This is a genomic window from Schaedlerella arabinosiphila (assembly GCF_003885045.1).
GTDB lineage: Bacteria > Bacillota > Clostridia > Lachnospirales > Lachnospiraceae > Schaedlerella > Schaedlerella arabinosiphila.
Genome location: NZ_RHJS01000002.1, coordinates 4394532 through 4416081 on the forward strand (window position 1 = coordinate 4394532; position 21550 = coordinate 4416081).

The 21550-nt window shown below is 49.4% G+C and carries 20 protein-coding genes; 6 read left to right on the top strand and 14 right to left on the bottom strand.

What is annotated here, in order from left to right:
• Positions 1-34 precede the first annotated feature (34 nt).
• The gene (locus EBB54_RS20795; RefSeq protein ID WP_125128810.1) at positions 35-859 is read left to right on the top strand and encodes a MerR family transcriptional regulator; all 825 of its coding nucleotides are present in this window, start codon (positions 35-37) and stop codon (positions 857-859) included.
• An 84-nt stretch (positions 860-943) separates the two neighbouring features.
• Here the strand turns inward: EBB54_RS20795 and dnaB are convergent, their stop codons facing one another.
• From dnaB to EBB54_RS20865, 14 genes are all read right to left on the bottom strand, one after another.
• Positions 944-2287, bottom strand: coding sequence for a replicative DNA helicase (dnaB, locus tag EBB54_RS20800; RefSeq protein WP_004072221.1), 1344 nt, complete (start codon positions 2285-2287; stop codon positions 944-946).
• 47 nt (positions 2288-2334) lie between these two features.
• A complete protein-coding gene (gene rplI / locus EBB54_RS20805; protein WP_004072219.1) occupies positions 2335-2784 on the bottom strand; it encodes a 50S ribosomal protein L9 in 450 nt (149 codons plus the stop codon).
• A 35-nt stretch (positions 2785-2819) separates the two neighbouring features.
• On the bottom strand, positions 2820-4862 hold the full coding sequence (locus tag EBB54_RS20810; protein WP_125128811.1) for a DHH family phosphoesterase: 2043 nt from the start codon (positions 4860-4862) through the stop codon (positions 2820-2822).
• Between the two features lie 252 nt (positions 4863-5114).
• Positions 5115-5636 (bottom strand): hypothetical protein, encoded by a 522-nt coding sequence (locus tag EBB54_RS20815; protein WP_125128812.1) that lies wholly within the window; start codon positions 5634-5636, stop codon positions 5115-5117.
• Between the two features lies 1 nt (position 5637).
• Positions 5638-7173, bottom strand: a complete 1536-nt coding sequence (locus EBB54_RS20820) for a hypothetical protein (RefSeq protein WP_125128813.1) — start codon at positions 7171-7173, stop codon at positions 5638-5640.
• Positions 7167-7697 (bottom strand): ImmA/IrrE family metallo-endopeptidase, encoded by a 531-nt coding sequence (locus tag EBB54_RS20825; protein ID WP_125128814.1) that lies wholly within the window; start codon positions 7695-7697, stop codon positions 7167-7169. The genes EBB54_RS20820 and EBB54_RS20825 overlap by 7 nt, the downstream gene beginning before the upstream one ends.
• Before the next feature lie 565 nt (positions 7698-8262).
• Positions 8263-8529, bottom strand: coding sequence for a 30S ribosomal protein S18 (rpsR, locus tag EBB54_RS20830; RefSeq protein ID WP_004072209.1), 267 nt, complete (start codon positions 8527-8529; stop codon positions 8263-8265).
• A gap of 136 nt (positions 8530-8665) precedes the next feature.
• Positions 8666-9133: a single-stranded DNA-binding protein gene (locus EBB54_RS20835; RefSeq protein WP_004072207.1), complete on the bottom strand. Its 468-nt coding sequence runs from the start codon at positions 9131-9133 to the stop codon at positions 8666-8668.
• Between the two features lie 13 nt (positions 9134-9146).
• Complete coding sequence (gene rpsF, locus EBB54_RS20840; protein ID WP_125128815.1) at positions 9147-9434, bottom strand: 30S ribosomal protein S6; 288 nt, start codon at positions 9432-9434, stop codon at positions 9147-9149.
• 201 nt (positions 9435-9635) lie between these two features.
• Positions 9636-9824 (bottom strand): DUF951 domain-containing protein, encoded by a 189-nt coding sequence (locus EBB54_RS20845; RefSeq protein ID WP_004072197.1) that lies wholly within the window; start codon positions 9822-9824, stop codon positions 9636-9638.
• Positions 9825-9943: 119 nt separating this feature from the next.
• Positions 9944-10870: a class B sortase gene (srtB, locus tag EBB54_RS20850; protein ID WP_004072196.1), complete on the bottom strand. Its 927-nt coding sequence runs from the start codon at positions 10868-10870 to the stop codon at positions 9944-9946.
• Positions 10871-10906: 36 nt separating this feature from the next.
• Positions 10907-11542, bottom strand: coding sequence for a lactate utilization protein (locus tag EBB54_RS20855; protein ID WP_125128816.1), 636 nt, complete (start codon positions 11540-11542; stop codon positions 10907-10909).
• 307 nt (positions 11543-11849) lie between these two features.
• Positions 11850-13079, bottom strand: a complete 1230-nt coding sequence (locus EBB54_RS20860) for an ATP-binding protein (RefSeq protein ID WP_243127751.1) — start codon at positions 13077-13079, stop codon at positions 11850-11852.
• A 133-nt stretch (positions 13080-13212) separates the two neighbouring features.
• Positions 13213-14391 (bottom strand): Gfo/Idh/MocA family protein, encoded by a 1179-nt coding sequence (locus tag EBB54_RS20865; RefSeq protein WP_125128817.1) that lies wholly within the window; start codon positions 14389-14391, stop codon positions 13213-13215.
• A 333-nt stretch (positions 14392-14724) separates the two neighbouring features.
• Between EBB54_RS20865 and EBB54_RS20870 the strand changes: the two genes are divergently transcribed.
• From EBB54_RS20870 to EBB54_RS20890, 5 genes are all read left to right on the top strand, one after another.
• Entirely contained in the window at positions 14725-16041 is a 1317-nt protein-coding gene (locus EBB54_RS20870; RefSeq protein WP_125128818.1) for a sugar ABC transporter substrate-binding protein, read from the top strand.
• 141 nt (positions 16042-16182) lie between these two features.
• Entirely contained in the window at positions 16183-17091 is a 909-nt protein-coding gene (locus EBB54_RS20875; protein WP_125128819.1) for a carbohydrate ABC transporter permease, read from the top strand.
• Between the two features lie 15 nt (positions 17092-17106).
• A complete protein-coding gene (locus EBB54_RS20880; protein ID WP_125128820.1) occupies positions 17107-17946 on the top strand; it encodes a carbohydrate ABC transporter permease in 840 nt (279 codons plus the stop codon).
• 260 nt (positions 17947-18206) lie between these two features.
• Complete coding sequence (locus tag EBB54_RS20885) at positions 18207-20012, top strand: cache domain-containing sensor histidine kinase (protein WP_125128821.1); 1806 nt, start codon at positions 18207-18209, stop codon at positions 20010-20012.
• The gene (locus EBB54_RS20890) at positions 20005-21531 is read left to right on the top strand and encodes a response regulator (protein ID WP_125128822.1); all 1527 of its coding nucleotides are present in this window, start codon (positions 20005-20007) and stop codon (positions 21529-21531) included. Before EBB54_RS20885 ends, EBB54_RS20890 begins: the two co-directional genes overlap by 8 nt.
• Positions 21532-21550 lie beyond the last annotated feature (19 nt).

The window sequence follows — 21550 nt, forward strand, 5'->3', positions numbered from 1 at the left end:
GAGTCTATCAACAATCTAAGGAGGTATTATATATATGGGCGAGGTCAGGTACATGATTTCTGAGGCGGCCAAAAAGCTCCAGGTAGAATCCCATGTTCTGCGCTACTGGGAGGATGAGCTTGGGCTGGAGATCGGCCGCACTGACATGGGACACCGATATTATACAGAAGAGGACATACAGCTTTTTCTCTGTATCCAGAAACTGAAGAATGAAGGCATGCTTCTGCGTGACCTGAAATTCATGATCCCCGAACTAACTGCCGCCAGAAAACGGCTGAACGCCGCAAAGGATGATGCGGACGCATCCCCCGACATGCCAGAGGAGCAGACGGAGGAAACGCTCTCCCCGGACTCGAAAACGGCCCCTTTGCAGGGACACAGTACTCCTGCGGCTTCCGCAGACAATCCGGCGGAAGACCGGTACGAGACGGATACCCGGGACACCCCTGCATTTACGGCTGCCGCATTGGCAGACTTAGCGGAACCCGCCCAGGAGGGCACACCGGACAGCTCCGAAGCAGGAAACCCGCTCCCGGAATCTGCCGCCCTGGCTTCTCCCAGCCCTACACCGCAGGAGGTAGACGTAATCCAGGTGACGCAGTTGGAGCAGGTGCGTTCCCTGATCGGAGATGTGCTCAGCGATGTAGTCACGTCCAACAACGAAACATTAAAAAAGGACATCAGCCGCAAGGTAACCGCCGATGTCATCCGCGAAATGGATTTTCTGTTTCAGGCAAATGAACGCCGGGAGGAGGAGCACTACCGCAAACTGGACGTGCTCATACGCCAGCAGCAGGCCGGCAGACGGGAAGCCGCCAGGGAAACCCCGCTTGGAAAATTAAAAAAGCTGCTTACATAAAAATCCGGGCCCCTGTCCCGGCGGCGCATCTCAAAACGAGCCTGCAAAAATGGGACAGGATACCCGGATCACAGACGGCTTTTTTTACTCCGGCTGCCGCAGTTCATTTCCAAAACGGGTATACTGCGGCATCCAGGCCAGCCGGATGGTCCCGATGGGGCCGTTCCTCTGCTTGGCAATGATAATCTCCGCAATATTCTTATCTTCCGAATCATGGTTGTAATAATCATCCCTGTAGATAAACATACATACGTCCGCGTCCTGCTCAATGGCCCCCGACTCACGCAGGTCGGAAAGCATGGGCCGCTTGTCGTTTCTGGATTCCACCGCACGGCTGAGCTGCGACAGTGCGATCACGGGCACGTTCAGCTCCCGGGCCAGACCTTTTAAGGAACGGGAAATCTCTGAGATCTCCTGCTGCCGGCTCTCATTGCTTCTCTTGCTGCTCCCGCTCATCAACTGCAGGTAGTCGATAATGATCAGGTCCAGTCCCTGTTCCAGCTTGTACTTCCGGCACTTGGAACGCATCTCCGCGATGGAAATTCCGGAAGTATCGTCTATGATGAGCTTCGATTTTCCAATGATCCCGGCTCCCTCAATCAGCTTTTCCCAATCCGTGTCTTTTAGATTTCCGGTACGCAGAAGCTGCGCGTCCACATGGGACTCCAGGGAAAACAGACGGTTCACGAGCTGCTCCTTGGACATTTCCAGACTGAACACCGCCACCGAGCGGCTCTGGCGGAAGGCTACATGCTGCGCGATATTCAGCACAAACGCGGTCTTTCCCATAGACGGCCTGGCCGCAATCAGGATGAGATCCGACCTCTGCAGGCCCGACAGTTTATAATCCAGGTCAATAAAACCGGTGGGAATGCCGGTCACATTGCCCCTGGTCTTGGACGCCTTCTCAATCACCTCAAGGGCGTTGAGCACCACCTGCTTGATGGGTACAAAGTCCTGAATATTGCCCCGCTCCACCAGCTCAAACACCCGCTTCTCCGTCATTTCCAGGATTTCTTCCAGCGGACGGCTTTCCGTATAGCAGGCATTGGCGATCTCCTCATTGATCTTAATCAGCCTGCGCATGGTGGATTTTTCCTTGATGATCTGCGCATATGCCTTTGCATTTGCCGAAGTCTGGAAACTGGTCAGGATATCCCTGGCAAATTCCAGGCTGCTGACCTCCGGCGGAACATTTTTCTCCTTCAGATATTCCTGAAGCGTGATCAGATCCACCGGCCTTCCCATATGAAATAATTCTGCCATAGCGTCAAAGAGGATGCCATATGCAGTCTGATAGAAATCCTCTCCCGTGAGGATTTCCGTTGTCTCCAAAATGGCATCCTTATTCATCAGCATCGACGCGATCACGGCCGTCTCCGCTTCTGTGCTGTGAGGCAAAATCCGTTTAATTACCGCCTCTTCCATAGATTCCGCTCCTTATTTGTACTGTTCACTCCCAGCCGTAAGCTGCATTAAGCCTCTTCTTTGATCTCCACCTTGAGCTCCGCGGTCACTTCCGGATGCAGCTTTATTGGAACGTTGTGTGTCCCCAATGTCTTCAGGGTCTCTTTGAGCTGGATCTTCTTTTTGTCCACATCCAGACCCATCTGTTCCTTGACCGCAGCGGCGATCTCCTTCGCGGAAACGGAACCAAACGCCTTTCCGCCCTCGCCCACTTTGATCTTCAGCAGGATCTGTCCTGCCTTCAATTCTCCGGCAAGCTTCTCGGCCGCTTCCTTATTCTCCTTCGCGATCTTTTCCTCGTTGCTCTTTTTCAGCTTCAGGTCGTTCAGGTTTTTATTGTTCGCCTCCACGCCCAGCTTCTTCGGAATGATAAAATTCCGCGCGTATCCGTCGTTTACATTTACAATCTCGCCCTCTTTTCCGAGAGACTTTACATCCTGCAATAAAATAACTTTCATAATATACAACTCCTTTTTTCTGTATACGAGGGCATTCAGATGTCCCCTGCTTCGATCATCTGGTCGATGGTTTCCTTCAGCTTGCGGATCGCTTCCTTCACATCCGTATGGTCAAACTGCACGCCTGCCGCGTTGATATGTCCGCCCCCGCCCAGCTTTTCCGCGATGATCTGTACGTTGACCTCATCAATGGAACGGGCGCTCAGATAAATCCGTCCATTATATATAGTAAGTACAAAGGATGCCTTGATCCCGCTGATGTCCAGCAGTTCGTTGGCCGCCTGCGCCCCCAGCACGGTGGGGCTGTCGATATCGCCCGGGCACTCCGCAATGGCATACTCGCTACGGTAAACCTCGGCCAGCCGCACGGTCTCCGCTTTGGCCCGGTAGGACTCCATATCGTCTCGGAACATCTTTCTCACGCGGGTGATATCCGCCCCGCATCTTCTCAAAAACGCCGCTGCCTCAAAGGTCCTCACCCCGGTCCGGTTCATAAAGTTCCGTGTGTCGATCATAATCCCGGCATACAGGCAGTCCGCCTCCACGGAGGGAATCCGAAGGTCGTCCACAATATACTGCAGCACTTCCGCTACCATTTCACAGGTGGAGGAAGAATAAGGCTCCACATAGGAGAGCACCGCATTTTCAATCACGATGCTGCCCTGCCTGTGGTGATCCAGCACGGCAATGGTTTTGGTGCATTTTAAAAGCTCCGGGCACTCTGTCATGGGCGGCTTGTTGGTGTCCACCACCACCACCATGGAATTTTCATTGATACGCTCCAGCGCCTTGCCCGGCGTCAGGAAAATGTCGCTTTCATAAGCGGAGCTGTCCAGGATCTCATCATACAGCGGCCGGATGGAGTTGGAAACTTCTTCCAGCACCACATGGGCCTTCTTCCCCAGTTCCTTCGCCGCACGGTAGATCCCCATGCAGGCGCCCAGGCTGTCTGCGTCTGCAAGCCGGTGCCCCATGACGAAAACCTGGTCTTTGGCTATGATAAACTCCCGCAGCGCCTCAGCCTTGACACGAGCCTTGACACGCGTATTTTTCGAGGTCTGCTCTTTTTTTCCGCCGTAATATTTGAGGCCGTGGCAATCCTTCACCACCGCCTGGTCGCCTCCCCTTGCCAGCGCCAGATCTATGGCCATGCGGGCATAATCGTAGCTTTGGGCATAGGTGCTGGTGTCCACGCCCAGGCCGATACTCAGTGTGGCCGAGCGCGCATTGCCGATGTTCACCTGCTTGACATCCTCCAGAAGTGAAAAGCGGTCTGATTCGAACTTCTGATAAGCTTCCTTCTTGATGACGATAAAGTACTTGTCCTTTTCCATTTTTTTCACAAGTCCATCGGCATCGTTGATATATTTGTTGATCTTGCGGTCGATCAGGGCTACCAGAAGAGACTGGCGCACCTCCTCCACGCTGTCCATGATCTCGTCGTAATTGTCAATGTAGATCAGGCCGGCGATCATGCGCTGGTTGTCGATCTCCCGCAGATTGGCATTGAGTTCCGTCACGTCCGTCATATAGATGACGACAAAAAATTCTTTCTCCCTGGGGATGTGCAGCACGTCCTCGGCCTCGCTGAAGCCTTCCATGGAAACCTTGCTGAGATGCACCTGGTAATCCCGTCCGTTGTGCTGGATCTCCAGCTCCGCATTCTCATCGTCCCCCGGAAATATGCTCCGGCTGATCTCCGGGATCAGCTTATTCAGATACCGCTCCCGGCGTTTGCCGCAGAACACCTCCTCAAACCGGTCGTTCTTCCATACAATCCGCCCGTCCTCCATCAAAATGGCGTAAGGAATGGCAAGCTCACGCAGAAGGGTATTCTGTATCCCTTTATACTGGGTCGAGAACTGGATCATATCGGCCAGGATCAAAGAACGGTTGTGAAAATACAGGATACCGACGATCACAGCATAGATGATGACAAACACAGACATCATACCCGCCGCCTGCCGGTCGATCTTATACATCCAGATGTTCATCGCGATCAGGAGCACCGTCATGATGATCGGCCATCGCATATACATCTTTAGCTGTCCCTTTAAACGCACATCTTTCTTTTTCATATTTTTTCCTCTTCAATCTCCAATCAATTCAGACGATATCCGCTGCTGACACGGTCCGCCCGCCCCTCCCGGGCATGTGTGAAGGCATGCCCCATGGAAATCTTCTGCCGCTGAAACCGCCTGCCCTGCCAAAACCCGGCGCCGGGCGGCTTTTACGGCCATTAACATGTCTAGTATAACACCTTTTTTTAAATTAATCCACTATAATCTGAATCTGTGCCGGGGGAGACTAAAAAAAATGGGATAGAAGAATTATGCACAGATCAATAGGATGATCAGTAAAAACAACGCCGTCAAAATAATATAGAAGCTTCTTTTAAAATAAATTTGTTTTCTCACAGTAATCTTTGAGTTTTCTGTAATTTCTTTGCAGTAGTCTAGTTCTAACTGCTGAAAATCATCCCTGTTCTGACCCGGCCTGTCCCAATATTTTTCATATAATTTCTGTAAATATTCATCCGGTTCCAGAGACGATATATACGCATAATGGAGCAAATTTTCAGATATCCCATTATTTGGAAATGTCTTTATATTGCCATTTAACGGCTTAAAAGACCAGAGCGCCGTGATCGTGGATAATATCAATCCGATCAGTACAGCGCTGGTTAACAGCAAATAATTTTTTAACAGTCCCATTTCCGTTATTGTAGCTGCCATAGTCACATTGAAGGCAATTAATGCGGCGTTTTTGCCTTCTGCAAAATGAAGCCAGGTATTGGTATTGTCAAAAATTTTCTGCAGCAATTCTATATGTTCTTTATTATTTTTGCTCATTTTAAGTATACTCCAGGGATAACGCTTTTATCCTGCTGAAAGCTTCATTAAGCGTTTGTTCAAAATCAGGTACCCTTTTTTCAAAATCTTTTTCTATATTTTGTAAATCTGATTCTGTAATCCATCGTATCCGTTCATGCTTCTTTGTCGGCTTAAAATTCTCCGGATCAAAATCCGTCGTAATCCTTGCCAGCGTAATGATGCCTTTGTCTTTCTTCTCAGGCTCATTTAACTGCGGATTATGGATAACCTGGTACAAAGCTATCGGAATCGGTTCTCTCATTTCTCTGCTGCCATCAACGACGGGTTCGATGTCAATCTGAAAGTCCTGTTTATATTCTTCTTTCAGCTTTTGCGCAATGCTCATGTCTATCACTGCTTTTGCACAGCCGAACTCCCAGGCCCCCTGGCTTTTTTCACGGCTGTCAGACCTTTTGGCAATTAAAATTCTAATGCCGTCTTCAAATTCTTTAAAACAGACTGCCACACAATGAATCTGCATTAATTCTGTGTTGATGTATTTTGTCTGATCGTGTGTTGCTGTTTTAATTAACTGCTGCAGCCGTTCAATTTTCTCTGTCAGCATTCTGTCCTGCAAGATTTTATTGACAGCATAAAGGGGATTCGTGTACATCTCATCATCCCGGATTACTTTTTCCTTTTTATCGGCTTCCCGATTATCATAATACTCTTTAATCAGGTCGCTTTCATCACATGCATCGAATACAAAGCTTTCTTTTAATTCAATTTCTTTCCCGTATAAATCCGGATAAGCTTTTGGGTCATGGTACCAGATAATCGGATATAATTTATCTTTCCATACGCCTTTAAGCTTTCTGTAGGTTATAATGTGCAGGCAGGAAAGGCTTTCTGTCTGCCGGGAGATCAAATAAGCCAATTCATAACTCAGAACCATGCGTCCTTCCTGTGTTTGCCTGGAAATCCGAAACCCCGTATCTATATCATTACCGAGAAACTCAAAAATCTCATGCCCTTCTTTTGAGTGGTACCGTTCGAAAATGTTATCGGCATTATCCTGTAGCGTATCCCTGTAACTGATATTTCCGACATCTGTTACAGCAGCTATCCAGGCGGCTGTTTTCAGAGATAAAATATTCTGCAGTTTCATCGCATGAAATTGATCGTTGCCAAACTTAAAAAATTCACCCGTTTTAAGTTTGTGTATGGTGACTACCATTATTTTGAATATACGGTTTATGTATTCGCACAGTTCATTTTCGCTGCGTACCTTAATAATAAAAATAGCTTCATCGCCGAGAACTCTCCACATCTCCGAACCAAAAAGCTGATTTTCCACCTCATTCCGCAGTTCTTTAAACAATAAATTGATGACCTGGGCCCACCCGAAATAATTAATTGTCTTATATGCAGTAGAGTTTACAATATCAAAAGAAAAAAACAGAACAACATCCGAAGAATTAATATTAGGATGTTCTTCTGTTTTTTCTTCTTCTTTTGATAATTCGTCTATTCTATTTTGTATGGATTCTAAAACCACTCTTTTGTCTTCTACCATTTTAAATACCCCAGCCATTTTCCCCTGTTTGCAGCAGCATCCACAGACACATGAAAATACTTGGCAATCTCAGAAGTATTCACCCGGCTGCCGGATGTATGCTGATCCATTATACGCTTATACTCTGTGCGGGGCATTAAAAAAGCAGCCGCAAATTCATTGGATTGGTATTCTAATTCCGAATTTCCATTGCGGTAGTAGTATATGTTGTCATGAGACTGCCATCTCTGTTGATTCGTCTGGAACCCCATATGCAAAAATAAATGCCCCAGTTCATGAGCTATTGTAAAATTCTTCCTCTCTTCTGTCTGAAACGGTGATATTTCTATTACAAATCTATCACTCCCTGCTTTTCTGATCTTACCATCAGAAAAGCCATTTATAGAAGGATCTTCCACTATGCTCCCTCCCATATTTTGTACCACTTTCTCAATGTCAGTAATGGGAATAGAAATATTATACATTTCGATTACTTCCTGTGCCATAGTATTAATCAGGTTTTTCAGTTCATTTTTCAATGCCATACAAATACCTCCTTTCCATACTGCAGAAACAATTATAAGTTATTATCTTAAATACACATAAATATTATCACTCTCTATATATAATTTTTCTAATGATGGTTACTATTCACACATACGGTACTCACAGCATAGCCGAATACTGTCTATCACAAAATTATTATATGCGAAAATACAAAATAATGCAACCCTTTATCAGAACAAATGTTCAAAATATTCAGACCGCAGTTACAGTTCACGGCCTGACCGGCCGAGAACTGTAACGCATCCAGCCCATTTTAAGTCGCCTGATGGCGAGGGGCTGGATGCCCGCCCCATCACTGAATTGGCCGGATGCCGTGCAGCAAGTGCACGACACCGTGTGAACAGTAACAGACCGCAGGCATCTTGAATATTAGATATAAATAACAGCGCCTATTTTACTAACCATTCTCGTGGGAAATGAATAAAAAAAACACAGATCGAGTCGAATTATGACAAGCTTAAAGATCGTAAATAAGAGCAAAAAAGGCCGCCGCATATCAAATCTTCCAGATTCCCGATGCGGCAGCCCATATCTCTTTTTAAATTAATCCTGAACGTAGGGCATCAAAGCGATGTGTCTTGCTCTCTTGATCGCTACGGTAAGCGCTCTCTGATGCTTCGCACAGTTGCCTGTGATCCTTCTCGGAAGGATCTTTCCTCTCTCAGAGATGTACTTCTTCAGCTTTGCCACGTCTTTGTAATCAATCTCGTTATTTTCTTTTCCGCAGAACACGCATACTTTTTTTCTTCTGCGTACGGGGCCTCTTCTCTTGAAGCCGCCTTCCGGTCTGCTTCCCTTTTCGTAAGCCATCTTCCTTTACCTCCTGATTTTATAGCTTCCGCATGAAACGCCATGCAGAATCGGTTAGGAACGTCTATCTATGCTTATCAAACAACCCGTGTTCAATAAGGTATCTCACCGGACGAAACCTGTCCTTCCGGTGAATTTAGCTGAACGGCAGTTCCTCTTCAATCCCGTCGGGGATATTCATGAATCCGTCACCCACGTCTGCTCCCGGTGAGGGTGCCGGCTGCTGGTAGGAATTTTGCTGATAAGAGTTCTGCTGGTACGAACCGCGGTTCGCTTCAAACTCAGACTTGCTCTCCGCAAACTCCTGGTCTTCCACGATCACTTCCGTTGTATAGACCTTCACGCCGTCCTTATTCGTATAGCTTCCGGTCTGAATCCGTCCGGAAATGGCTACGCGCATCCCCTGGCGGAAATACTTCTCTGCAAACTCCGCGGAACGTCCGAAGATCACGCAGGGGATAAAGTCTGCGCTGGGTTCGTTGTCCCTCTTGAATCTGCGGTCCACAGCAATCGTATATCTTGCTACTGCGGTCGCACTGTCACCCTGTGAATATCTGACTTCCGGGTCTCTTGTCAGACGACCCACCAAAACCACTTTATTCATATATACCTCTTTCTTATGCCTCTTGCTTCACGCATAAATATCTGAGCACGTGATCCATGATACGGATACGCTGTTCCACTTCACCCGGAACAGCCGCGTCAGACTCGAAGTGTATGAAGTAGTAGAATCCTTCTTTCATCTTCTGGATCTCATAAGCAAATCTTCTCTTGCCCCATTCGTCAACGTCTGTTACATTGCCGCCGAAACGGGTGATCAATGCTTTTACCTTCTCCACTACTTCCGCTCTCGCGTCATCCTCGAGCTTTGCGCTGACAACAACGGCTAACTCATACTTGTTCATGTGTCCTGCACCTCCTTCTGGTCTCTGGCCCCCGCCTGCCCGGGAGCAAGGAATATAAATATCTGTCAGATGTCAGATTTACGAAAACCTGACGCTGCTATCCGATACAGCGGACACTTCTGTCAGATGCCGCATCTGAATAGCTGTAAACCAATGTGTATGTCACACAGATACTTATAATAGCACAAGACATTGTATGATTCAAGCTTTTTTGCGAATTTCTCTCGTGTTTTTTTCCACCAATTTCCTGGATACCATCACCTGATGCCCGCATCCGCAGCATTTCAAACGGAAATCCGCCCCCACCCGGAGCACCTCCCACTCAAAATTCCCGCATGGGTGCTGCTTTTTCAGCCGAATGATGTCCCCTACCGCAAAACGATCCGCCATATGATCCCTCCTTGTGAACCGAGTCCCGCGCAGCATATGCCAAGCCGCGCCGCTGCTGTGAACACCGCACTGCAGACAGCAGCGCATAACATTTCGCCAAACGCTTTCAAAGCCCCGTCTCAGTGTTCCTCAATCAGCACGCCCTGAACCAGGAACCGTTCATCCTCCAGCACGTTGGTGCAGGTGGAAAGGCTCACAATCCGGGAACCTGCATTCAGATCCGTCTCTACCTGGTAGTTGGATGAGCTTTTGCACAGTTCCAGATAATTCGTGAAATCTTCATCCGTATTGTAGTTCAGATTGTAGTTCTCCGCCGTCGCCTTCACCACGCCGGCCGAAAATACCTGATAGACTTTGGTCGTTCCGTCGGGCGTGTAGATGAAGAAATAAGGATGCTGCCTGCAAAATTCCTCGTCGGCATAGGCGCTGAGCTGGGAAAACATCTCGCCGCCCACCTTCAGGTTGTGCCCGTAGATAAAGGAATTTCTGTCGGTAAACGAGGAGTGGCTCCGCTTATCCAGGAAAATCGCCCCCAGCTTGTTGTCATTTGCAGAAAATGTCTTCGTCAGATATTCTTCGTTGTCCCGGCTCTTGACCACCGGATAGCTGATGACCGCCGGTTCTTCCATACGAATCCACGCCACCGTGTCCGGGTTCTCCGCCAGCAGCGCGTCAAAATCAACCTGGAATCCGTCCCCCAGGCGCTGCTCCTCCCCCTCTTCTTCGGGGTCAGGCTCCTTCACCGCCATCTCCTTCACCTTGTCGTATTCCTGACCGCCGCTGTAATAAGGGAGGACCATCATCACGATCTGGTAAATGGAAACGGCAAGGATGCCAAACGCCACGATCATAATCAGCGTAGTAAACAGATTTCCGCCTTTTTTTCTCTCTTTTTTATTTCGCCCGCCCGCACCTTTTTTTGCAGGCTTCCTTCCGGCCCCGGCGGACGTTTTTCTGCCCTTTGCCCCGGCGCCTGATTTTCCGGCGGTTCTGCCGCCGGATCCTGCTGCCGGCGCCTGCCTGCTTTTCCGGTTCTTATTTTCCATCTTTGAATCCTTCAATCCTTCCTGAGGAACCCTTCTCTAAAATCCGAGATTTTCGTCTACCAGAATGACTTTTGTCCGCTTCGGAACCTTGGAAAATCTGGTGATCAGTATCTGACAGCAGATGCATTCCGGGGATTTGCAGTCAAAGCAGGTTCCGTTTTTTACACAAGGGGTCTGTATCCCGAACCGCTGCGCGTTGATCGGCGCCGCTCCATTTTTGGCACGGCTCATGGCGTCCGCCTCCGACTTCACGACCTTGTTCATGCCTACGATCAGCAGGACGGTTTTCGGGCCGTAGGAATAGGCCGCCACCCGGTTCGCATTTCCATCGATGTTGACGAGAACCCCGTCCTCGCTGAGCGCGTTGGTGCTGCCCAGGAACACGTCGCAGTTCAGTGCCTGGTGCATGACCTCCTCCTGCTCCGCCCTGGTCTCCTTCGTGCCCCGGTCAAGGACTTCATAATTGCCCCCGCGTACTGCGTCCAGCAGGCCGATCTCCTGGGCGGACATGCTGCCGCCCCAGCTGACAGAGCTGCCCTCCGGGATCAGCTCCAGGGCTTTCTCCAGGGCCTCTTCCTTTGTCTTCACATAATAAGCTTCCATGTTGCGGGATTCCAGCGCTTTGACCACACGTGCTCCCAATACTTCGTTGCGCATCTCTCTTACGTCCATTTTTTCCGCCTTTCTGCTTTTATTAACTATGAATATAAGTCAAACGATTTTTCTCATTGACATTATAGCAGTCATATCTTCAAAAAACAAGTTCCCGGCATAAGCAAATCCCCGGGATCACATAAAAATGTTACAGTTCACGGCCCAACCGGCCGCGAACTGTAACGCATCCAGCCCATTGAAAAGTCGCCTGACGGCGAGTGGCTGGATGCCCGCCCCATCACTGAATTGGCCGGATGCCGTGCAGCAAGTGCACGACACCGTGTGAACTGTAACATAAAAATGCAGTCGTGAACCCGGGAATTTGTCAAATAAGAGAAATGGGGATGATCAGGTTATTCTGGTCGAAGGCACTTAATTTGTCCGCCATGCAGAGGACGGCGCCGGCCCCCCGCTGCAGAGGGGATTTTTCGATCAGTTCGAATACCTTCGTCAGCTTCCTGGGCGGGGAGGCCATTTTCTTGATTTCCACAGGAAACAGCTTCCCATCCCGTTCCAAAATCAAGTCGATCTCCCGGGCATCCTTGTCTCGATAATAGTACAGATATGGTTCCTGCCCTGCGTTCTGGTAGGTCTTAATAATCTCCGACACGGCGTAATTTTCCAGCAGAGCTCCGCTCATAGCCCCCTCCATGGCCGTTTCCGCACTGCTCCAGCGAGTCAGGTAGCAGACCAGGCCGGTGTCGTAAAAATACAGCTTCGGAGTGGACACGGTACGCTTGAGAACATTATTTGAGTAAGGATACAGAAGAAAGATCACTCCAAGCGCTTCCAACACACGAAGCCAGCTTTTCGCCGTAGCCTGATCAATCTCCGCGTCATCCGAAATCCCTTTATAATTGACCTGCTGAGAAGCCCTGGCCGCCGACGCGCGCAGAAACCTCAAAAACTTTAAGCTGTCAATCCCATTGGACAGCCGGCGCACATCCCGTTCCAGATAGGTATCAATGTAACTGGAATAGAAAATATTGGCATCCTGATAGGCGCCGCTGACCAGCGTGGGCATCCCGCCCCGGAAGATATGCCGGAAAACTTCAGGCGTGTCCAGTATCGTACGATGCTTTTCCCGATCCGCCAGCGCTGAAAGCTCCAGACTGAACGGAGTGTTCTCAGGCTCCCCCATAATTTCACTCTGGGACAGCGGAGGCATGCTAAGCAGGGCCACCCTTCCGGCCAATGACTCCTGAACCCCTTCCATCATCTTGAACATCTGGGAACCTGTCAGCCAGAAATCGCCGGGCTGACGCCGGGTATCCGCCAGGATCTTGATATATGGAAAAAGTTCCGGGGCATACTGTACCTCATCAATCAGCAGCGGCGGCTGATGAAGCTGGAAGAACATCTTAGGGTCCGTCTTTGCCAGCTCCCGCTCCATAAGGTCGTCCAGGGATACCTTCCTGCGGCCGCGTCCCTCCGTCTCGATCAGATGCTCCAGCATGGTGGTTTTTCCCACCTGCCGCGGGCCGGTGATCAGAAGTACGGGATATTGCTGGTTGAGCGCCATGACAGGCATTTCCATGTGGCGTTTGATATACATAAAAAAATCCCTCCTTTCTCATTTCGGCCAATATAAGATCATACTCATATTTTAGCCGAATATCAAAACCTTTGCAAGTCCTGATCTCAAAAAAGGAGGGATGCCGTGCAGCAAGTGCACGGCACCATAACATTTATTCTACTTTTTCAAACGCCGGAATGGATATCACCTTTCCGTCCTGCATAGCCGACTCGTGGGCGCAGATGCCGGTGCCTGTCCAGTAGGCTCCCATGATATCGTCCATGACCGGCGGCCTTTCTTCCAGGATGGAGCGTACGAACTCGTGAACCAGGTGGGGATGGGAACCGCCGTGGCCGCCGCCCTGAGTAAATGAAAGATGCGTATTTTCATTATTATATACCGTATTTCGGGTAAACGCCGCGATCTCCTTTGGCAACAGGTGCGCATAATCCGGAATTTCGATCCGTTCCTCTTTGATCTCGCCGCCCCGGCTGGATTCTTCATTTTCATCGGTCAGGATATCCACCTTCTGCAGGGCGCCCGTCCGGGTATAGAGAACCGGCTCTTCCTTCTCAAGCTGCTGCCACTCGAAACTCTTATTCTCCCCATATATGCGGAAGCACTCGGAATAGCTCCGGGCCACGCCGTACAGGAAACGTTCCATTTCGATCGTCACGTCGCTGTCTTTGAGCGAAATAAACGCCGCCTCAAACGCGTACGGACACCCGTACTGCTCCTCCAACTCCTTTCGGATCTTCCCGGAGCCCCTTGCGTACACACGGTCCGGCAGATGTCCCGCCAGCATCAGGCAGGGCGCCACCGCATGGGTGGGATGCATCAGCGGCGGAAAGCCTTTCCAGTACTCCGGCCAGCCCTCCATATCCTGGTAGTGGGCGCAGGTCATGTACTGAAGCCTTCCAAGCTCCCCTTTCTCGTAGAGTTCCTTCATATAAAGAAATTCCCTCTGAAAGATCGTAGTCTCCATAAACATGTAATTTTTTCCGGACTGCTTCCGGGCATGGATTATATCATTCAGCTCCTGGATGCTCATTCCCATGGGAATGGTACAGCCGCAGTGCTTTCCCGCATTCAATACACGGACGGAAAAAGGAGCGTGCGTCGCCGGCGGCGTGACCAGATGCACGGCGTCGATTTCCGGATTGTCCAGAACCTCCTGCAGGTCCGTATGGCACCGCTCTTTCGGGATACTGTAGCGTTCCATCGCGATCCGCAGCAATTTTTCATTTTTGTCCACCAGATACACCTTGTCCACATCCGGATGTTTGCAGTAGATCGCGGCAAATTCCAGGCCGAAGCTCAATCCTACCAGGGCTACATTCAGTTTTTTCATATGTTTCTTCCTCCTGTTTCTTTTATCTTTTCAAAAATTGTAGGGGAAATCATAGCAAACAGGAATAAATATATTTTGCAGGTTTTCCACTGTTTTTTCAGGAAAAAAGCAAAATTTCCACTGAAGGATGAACAAAATTTATATAAATCGGAAAAATAAGTCAAAAATAGTAGAAATCGGCTCCCTCCAAAAATTTCTGACCTATTTTTTGATTTTTCCGCAGGAAACTTAAAAAATATCTTTATTTTCAATACAGCCCCGGTATGGTTTAATACAGATATAAGGAACAGCCGGCAAAACCTGAATAAAAATACGAAAGGGACGGATACAACTATGAAAAAGAAAAGAATCACCGCCTTATTATTAGCCGCATCCATGGTGCTTGGAACATCTGCCTGCGGAGGTTCCGGCGGTGCGGAAAGCGCAGACAGCACTGCAGGACAGGAACAGGAGCCGCAGCAGGAATCCGGTTCTGAAACCACGGAGCTTACCCTTCTCATGGGTAATGACTGGGTAGACGAATCCAAAGAGCTGGGGGCCGAATTTACGAAGGTAATCGGACAGTATCAGGAAGAACATCCGGAGGTCAAGATTACTCTGCAGGGCGCCTCACAGCAGGATATCAAGGAATCCTTCCAGACCGCGGCACTGGCCGGCGGCGGCGCGGATATCGTGACCATGGATAATTCCGGACATGCCATTGACCTGGCGGCTATGGGGCTGCTCTATCCATTAAGTGAGCTGACGACTGCCGAGGAGCTGACCAGCCACTATCAGGAAGGGCCACTGAATTCCGGAAAATTCCAGGGGGAATATCATTCGGTTCCATGGTATATGGACTGCTGCGGATTTTATTATAATACGGAACGCCTGAAAGAACTGGATCTGGAAGTTCCCCGCACCTGGGAAGAACTGGCCGACGCATTGAAGGTGGTAAAGGATGCCGGATACGGCGGAATCATTACCTACCAAAGCGCTTATGCGTTCTACTCCTTCTTTTATCAGAACGAATGCCCGGTCATCGATACCAGCGGGGAGATTCCGGAGGTCGTAACAGACAGCGAGGCCGGAAAAGAGGCGTGGGCTTACATCTGCGACATCGTCGAAAACGGCGGGCTGGTGGAGTCCTTCAAGGAAGCCACAACCTGGGATAAAGTATATGAAAGCTTTGCCAACGGAGAGGCAACCTTCCTCCTGGGCGGCGACTGGTGCGCTCCCGGAATCGACAAGCTCAATCCTGACCTGGATTACGGCATTACCACCATGGTAGAAGGCAAAACACAGGCAACCGTACTGGGCGGATGGACATGGAATATCAATACAAATTGTAAGAATCCCGAGGCCGCCTACGACCTGATCAGCTACCTCAATTCAGAATCCGGCGATTCCATCCTGGCTGTAGAGGGAAAGATCTCCGCCAGAAAAGATTTTGACTATGAAAAGGCTCTGGAAGGAAAAGAACGGCTTCAGGTATTTACGGATGAATTTCCATATACCTGCGCCCGCCCTGCCGTCATCAATGAAAAAGTGATTGACGAGCTAATCACAAACGCAATTCTGGAAGTAGACTATGGAAAATTGAGCGCGGACGAAGCCCTGGCTTCCCTGACGGAAAAGCTGAAGGAAAACATTCAGACAAACTATCAGTAGCCTGATCCGACCGTGTATTTCAGCGGCAGGCTTTACCCATCCTCCCATCCAATCCCCACAAGATTGCATGGGAGGATATCCATATCAGCCGAATTTTCGCCTATACGGCGCAAATCGGCATACAAAACAGGAGATCAATTTATGAAGCAAAAAAGGAGAAGAAAAAGTCTGGATTTCAAAAAGAACTGGCCCGGATATCTGTTGATTGCCCCGGCGTTTATTGCTGTATTTACGCTTTCCATCTATCCGTTGTTCCGCGGGATCTACCTCAGCTTTGTCCATTACAACCTGGTAAGGCCGGGCGACGCCATTTTCAATACCTTTGCCGGACTTGACAATTACATAAACATTTTTTCAAACAAGATTTTTCTGCAGTCCATCGGAAATACCGTAAAATGGACTGTCGTAAATCTGGTCATCCAACTGCTTGCGGCCATGCTGCTGGCACTGGCCCTGAACCAGAAGCTGAAAGGGCGTTCCCTGTACCGCACCCTGATCCTGGTGCCCTGGGCCGTCCCCCATGCCATCGCGGCGATGACCTTTACCTTTTTATTTAACGCAAACGTGGGGATCATCAACATCCTGGCGGTAAAGCTGGGAATGATCACGGAATCCGTCTCCTGGCTGGGAAATATGGGTTCCGCGTTCTGGTGCGTGATCCTGGTCGCGATCTGGAAGGGAATCCCGTTTCAGATGATCTTTATTCTGGCCGCGCTGCAGGGGATTTCCAACGACATCTATGAGAGCGCGGAGATCGACGGGGCCGGCCGCTGGCAGAGCTTCTGGACGATCACCCTGCCCATTATCAAGGAACCCCTGGCGATCGCCACCATTTTAAATCTCATCGGCATCGTTTCCTGTTTCAATACGATCTGGCTCATGACCGGGGGCGGGCCGCTGTACAGCACGGAGATTTTGTATACCTTTGCGTACAGGGAAGCTTTTATCAATCATAATTTCGGAACCGCGGCAGCGACCTCTGTCATTTTGTTTATCGTTATGACAGGATTTTCCTGGATCTATCTGCGCATGGTGCGGGAAAAAGAATAGAAAGGGGTGGGCGATTTGCTGACAAAAAAACAAGGGGAAAAGATCCGGATTTCCATTTCCTATATTTTTATATGTATCATGGTATTTTTTGCGGTCGTGCCGTTTATTTACGTCATACTGACCGCGCTGAAAAGTTCGGAACAGATCTATGATCCCGACCAGATTATTCCCACATATATCACTCTGGAAAATTTCCGGCAGGTGCTGTTCCATTCCAATTTTGTGCGGTATTTCATGAACAGTATCTTTCTCACCGTCGTGACCACGGTGATCTGCATGGTTCTGTCCGTCATGGCCGCATACGGCCTGACCAGATATTACATCATCGGGTCGGAAAAAATCAAAATGGCCGTGTTGATGACGCGGATGTTTCCGGGAATCCTGCTGTGTATTCCGTTTTATATAATTATGAAGCAGCTGCAGCTCATCGACAGCTACGTGGGGCTCATCATGATGTACTGCTCCTTTACGCTTCCCTTCGCCATCTGGAATACCTGCGCGTTTTTCAACACGATTCCCTGGGAGCTGGAGGAGGCGGCCATGATCGACGGATGCAGCCGGCTGCGTTCCTTTTTCACCGTGATTGTGTACGTGGCAAAACCGGGGCTGTTCGTAACCGCGCTCTTTTGCTTTATGTCCTCCTGGGATGAATATATGTACGCATCCATTTTCATCAATACCACATTGAAAAAAACAATCCAGGTGGGGATGCAGGACTTTGTCGGACAGTATTCCGTGGACTGGGGACTGCTGATGTCGGCTGTGGTAATCAGCCTCATTCCGCTTTTCCTCTTCTTTGCCCTGGTTCAGAAAAATCTGGTGGACGGCTTGTCCTCCGGGGCCGTCAAGGGCTGACGGAATTGCTGCTCAAAAGGCGTTTTTGCCTGCGTGTCTGCATCTGTCTGTTTTCACACTCAGATTTCTGTGTTAAACTGTAATTATCCGGAACCAATGTCATGGACTTAAGACTGCACTGTACACGTACGGAACAGATTTTGAGCGGCAGTGTAAAGCGGTATAAAAAAACAATACAGGAATTGCCTGCCGTCTGCTGCGCGGATGGCGGGCAATCCATTTGCACGGCAAACGGGTTGCAAAGTCGGGGTGGTTGAAAAATGAAGAAAAAAGAGAAATGGCTGGATTTTCATAAGAAAGGAATCCGGACGCAGATGATGGTCTATATCGGCATCCTTGTCGTGCTCCCCCTATGTCTTGGACTGATGGTCCTCAACATCTATCTTCAGAAAGTCATGAGCGACAACAAGGTCCGCTTTGACAGTTCTTCCCTGCTCCAAATCAAAAACAACGCGGATCAGATCATAGAAGTGATGAATTATTCTACCAGCATGATGATCGTCAATCAGGATGTGCTGGAAAATATCCGGCTGCTGGGCGCGTATCCGGACAGCTATGAGCTTTACCGCGCAAAAACCAGCCTGTCCACCCGGCTGGCGGATCTGGAGAGTTCCGTCTTAAATGCCGTTGACGGCAAGCTTGCCATCCTGACCACCGACGGCTATCTGATCGGTTCCTACAATATAAGCAAGACCAATCTGGATTATGAGAAGGAGGCATGGTACGGCGAAATCCTGGAAAACGGGCGGAAGATCACGTTTCAGCCGGAGCTGATCCAGTTTTTCCAGGCCATGTCCAATTATACGATCCGGGATCACCAGCACCTGTACATTGGAAGGAGCATACAGGATTACTCCGGAAGGCCCCTGGGGATCATCATGGTTCAGCTCTCCGCCTCCAAGATCTGGGGCAAATATACCCAAGCCCTGGAAAAATCCGGGCAGGAAGCGTTCTATATTCTGGATGATGATTTTCGCCGGCTGATCGATTATAATGGAAAGGACGACCGCTTTTTAGAGCGCATGTCCGAAGAAGCCGCCGGCTGGAGCCTGAATCAGAAGCATGTGCTGCGGGGCACCATGGACGCGGCGGACTATTATATGGCTATCCTGCTGGAGCAGTCGGAAAATGTGCTGCTTTATTCCATACCCGCTTCCGTTTACAGGGAAGAGCTTTCCGGAATCGCATCCGGGATATTTGTTTTGATCTTTCTGCTTGTTTTTCTGACGATCCTGACCATGATCTATTTTTCCGGAAAATTATCCCGCCCGCTGATCTATATGGTAGACATGCTGGAGCAGTCAGACAACGGGATCTTAAAGCTCAGGGACACAAAACCCTCCTTCGGGGAAATGAATAAGCTGATCGCCAGCTACAATAAAGCCGGGGAGCGGATCGAGGATCTGATCAAAAAGGTAAAGCTGGAAAGCGAGCTGAAAGAAAAGGCTCATTACGAAATGCTGATGTCGCAGATTTCCCCGCACTTTATTTTCAACACGGTGCATTCCATTCAGATCATGGCCCAAAAGGAGCAGGACACCCGGACCGAGCGGGCGCTGGAATCCCTTGGGGCCATCCTCCAGGCTGTGTACCGCAGTAAAAACGGCATGACCACGGTGGGCCAGGAAACCATTCTCCTGCAGGCATATGTGGAGATCATGCAGTTGCGGTTTGGGGATTCCTTTCATTTTTATAATACCATTCCCGCCGAATTGTACCTGTATGAGATCCCGGCATTTACCATGCAGCCCATCGTCGAAAACGCGATCCTCCATGGGGTCAGGGATATGAAAGCCGGGCAGATCATTGTATCCGCGGTGGAATACCCCCATGATTTTATGATTTCCGTATTTGACAACGGGGAATCGGCGGATAAGGAAAAGATGGACCGGCTTCTGAAAAAACCGAACAAGAGTAAGAGCGCATTTACAGGAATCGGCCTCTACAATGTAAATTCAAGATTAAAAATGCTTTACGGGGATTCCTACGGGCTGATATTCAACGAAAAGGCCCTGACTGGTTTTGAAATCTGGATTCGCATACCGAAAGGAAAATCAAATGCATAGTGTATTGATCATTGAAGATGAAATATTGGCGAGAATCGGCCTTCACCAGCTCATCAACTGGGAAAAGCATGAATTTTCCCTTCTGCCGGACGCAGCGGACGGGGAGGCGGCGCTGGATCTGATCCGCAGGCACCGCCCGGACATCCTCCTGCTGGACCTGAACATTCCCAAAATCGACGGTCTGCAGATCCTGCGGCATCTGAAAGAGGAAGGCATGGGCTGCAAGGTCATTGTAATCAGCTGCAATGAGGAATTTGATATGGTGAAGGAGGCCATGAAGCTGGGGGCCTATGATTATCTGCGGAAGCTGAACCTTTCCTCCGACGAACTGCTGGGAATCCTGAAAAAATGCCGTCAGGAGCTCCGCGCAGGCAGCGACCGGGATGAAAAGCTGTCCTCCTTTGCGTTTCATGAGATTCGCTATGATGAAATCATGAATCCCAACGGAAAAGACCTTTTTCTGAATGTAGGGACTTACCGCACGGCCATGTGCATCCTGCCCCCTGCAGGTGAAACGGCGAAAAAGTGGTCTGAGGAGCATTCCGCTTACACTGCCGCCGAAGTCTCAAAGAAATGGTTTGGAGAGCGTTCCGTGGAATATATGCAGGTCATCCGGGGGCCGCAGATCTGCTGTTTCCTTTTTGAGCGGCGTTTTTCCGGGGCATTCTTTTTACAGCTCCATCAGGAATTGACAAACCGGCTTCACGGAAGCGTCTATTTCGGCATCCATGAAACGGTTATGGGAAATGCGGATGCCGTAAACCGCGCGATCATACTGGCCGAGCAGGTTTCTGTCATCCGCTATTATGACGTAGCTCAGACAGTCCATTATTTTCCGGAAAAAATTGCCCTCCGGGAGCACAGCCCCAGGGGAACCCAGCAGATGCTGGCCGGGCTTCGGGAATCTGTGGAAACATTTTCCGGGAAGGACTCCGGGGACATGATCCGGCAGATTTTGTCCGCGATCCGAACCGACCCTTATACCCACATCAACGTGCTGCGCCGGATCTTCATGGATATGCTGGGGATCTACTCCATGACCGCTCAGAAGCTGAATGGGACGATTGAAGAGGTTCGGGTCAGGGACGACAACTGCCACTACCAGAAGCTGATGATGATGAACAGCCTGAACCTGATCGAGCGCTGGTTCCTGGAATTTCAGGATATTTTTTACAGCCGTTTTTTTGTGGCTTACAAATGCAGCCGGTCCGACCTTTTGAAAAGTATTTTCTCCTACATCGACCGCCATCTGACGACACAGGTTCATCTCTCCGAGGCCGCAGGAGAGATCGGAGTGTCCAATGCTTATCTGAGCACGGTTTTTAAAAAGGAGATGGGGGTGAATTTTATAGAATATGTGAACCAGAAAAAGGTGGATCTGGCGAAGCAGATGCTGGATGAGGGAAAGCTGGTGTATGAAGTGTCCGATGTGCTTGGATTTGAGAACTGCACGTATTTTTCCAAGGTGTTTAAGAAATATGAAGGGATCTCGCCGGATGGGTATAAGAGGAAGGAGTAGATGTGTGTGTGAGGGGGAA

Bases quoted from the DNA above. Each gene is read 5' to 3' on its own strand.
- EBB54_RS20815 (WP_125128812.1), bottom strand. From the start codon at position 5,636: ATGAGCAAAAATAATAAAGAACATATAGAATTGCTGCAGAAAATTTTT.
- EBB54_RS20835 (WP_004072207.1), bottom strand. From the start codon at position 9,133: ATGAATAAAGTGGTTTTGGTGGGTCGTCTGACAAGAGACCCGGAAGTC.
- EBB54_RS20865 (WP_125128817.1), bottom strand. From the start codon at position 14,391: ATGAAAAAACTGAATGTAGCCCTGGTAGGATTGAGCTTCGGCCTGGAA.
- EBB54_RS20795 (WP_125128810.1), top strand. From the start codon at position 35: ATGGGCGAGGTCAGGTACATGATTTCTGAGGCGGCCAAAAAGCTCCAG.
- EBB54_RS20885 (WP_125128821.1), top strand. From the start codon at position 18,207: ATGAAGAAAAAAGAGAAATGGCTGGATTTTCATAAGAAAGGAATCCGG.
- EBB54_RS20820 (WP_125128813.1), bottom strand. From the start codon at position 7,173: ATGGTAGAAGACAAAAGAGTGGTTTTAGAATCCATACAAAATAGAATA.
- EBB54_RS20860 (WP_243127751.1), bottom strand. From the start codon at position 13,079: ATGTATATCAAACGCCACATGGAAATGCCTGTCATGGCGCTCAACCAG.
- dnaB (WP_004072221.1), bottom strand. From the start codon at position 2,287: ATGGAAGAGGCGGTAATTAAACGGATTTTGCCTCACAGCACAGAAGCG.
- EBB54_RS20890 (WP_125128822.1), top strand. From the start codon at position 20,005: ATGCATAGTGTATTGATCATTGAAGATGAAATATTGGCGAGAATCGGC.
- rpsR (WP_004072209.1), bottom strand. From the start codon at position 8,529: ATGGCTTACGAAAAGGGAAGCAGACCGGAAGGCGGCTTCAAGAGAAGA.
- rpsF (WP_125128815.1), bottom strand. From the start codon at position 9,434: ATGAACAAGTATGAGTTAGCCGTTGTTGTCAGCGCAAAGCTCGAGGAT.
- EBB54_RS20845 (WP_004072197.1), bottom strand. From the start codon at position 9,824: ATGGCGGATCGTTTTGCGGTAGGGGACATCATTCGGCTGAAAAAGCAG.
- EBB54_RS20810 (WP_125128811.1), bottom strand. From the start codon at position 4,862: ATGAAAAAGAAAGATGTGCGTTTAAAGGGACAGCTAAAGATGTATATG.
- EBB54_RS20875 (WP_125128819.1), top strand. From the start codon at position 16,183: ATGAAGCAAAAAAGGAGAAGAAAAAGTCTGGATTTCAAAAAGAACTGG.
- rplI (WP_004072219.1), bottom strand. From the start codon at position 2,784: ATGAAAGTTATTTTATTGCAGGATGTAAAGTCTCTCGGAAAAGAGGGC.
- EBB54_RS20870 (WP_125128818.1), top strand. From the start codon at position 14,725: ATGAAAAAGAAAAGAATCACCGCCTTATTATTAGCCGCATCCATGGTG.
- EBB54_RS20825 (WP_125128814.1), bottom strand. From the start codon at position 7,697: ATGGCATTGAAAAATGAACTGAAAAACCTGATTAATACTATGGCACAG.
- srtB (WP_004072196.1), bottom strand. From the start codon at position 10,870: ATGGAAAATAAGAACCGGAAAAGCAGGCAGGCGCCGGCAGCAGGATCC.
- EBB54_RS20855 (WP_125128816.1), bottom strand. From the start codon at position 11,542: ATGGACGTAAGAGAGATGCGCAACGAAGTATTGGGAGCACGTGTGGTC.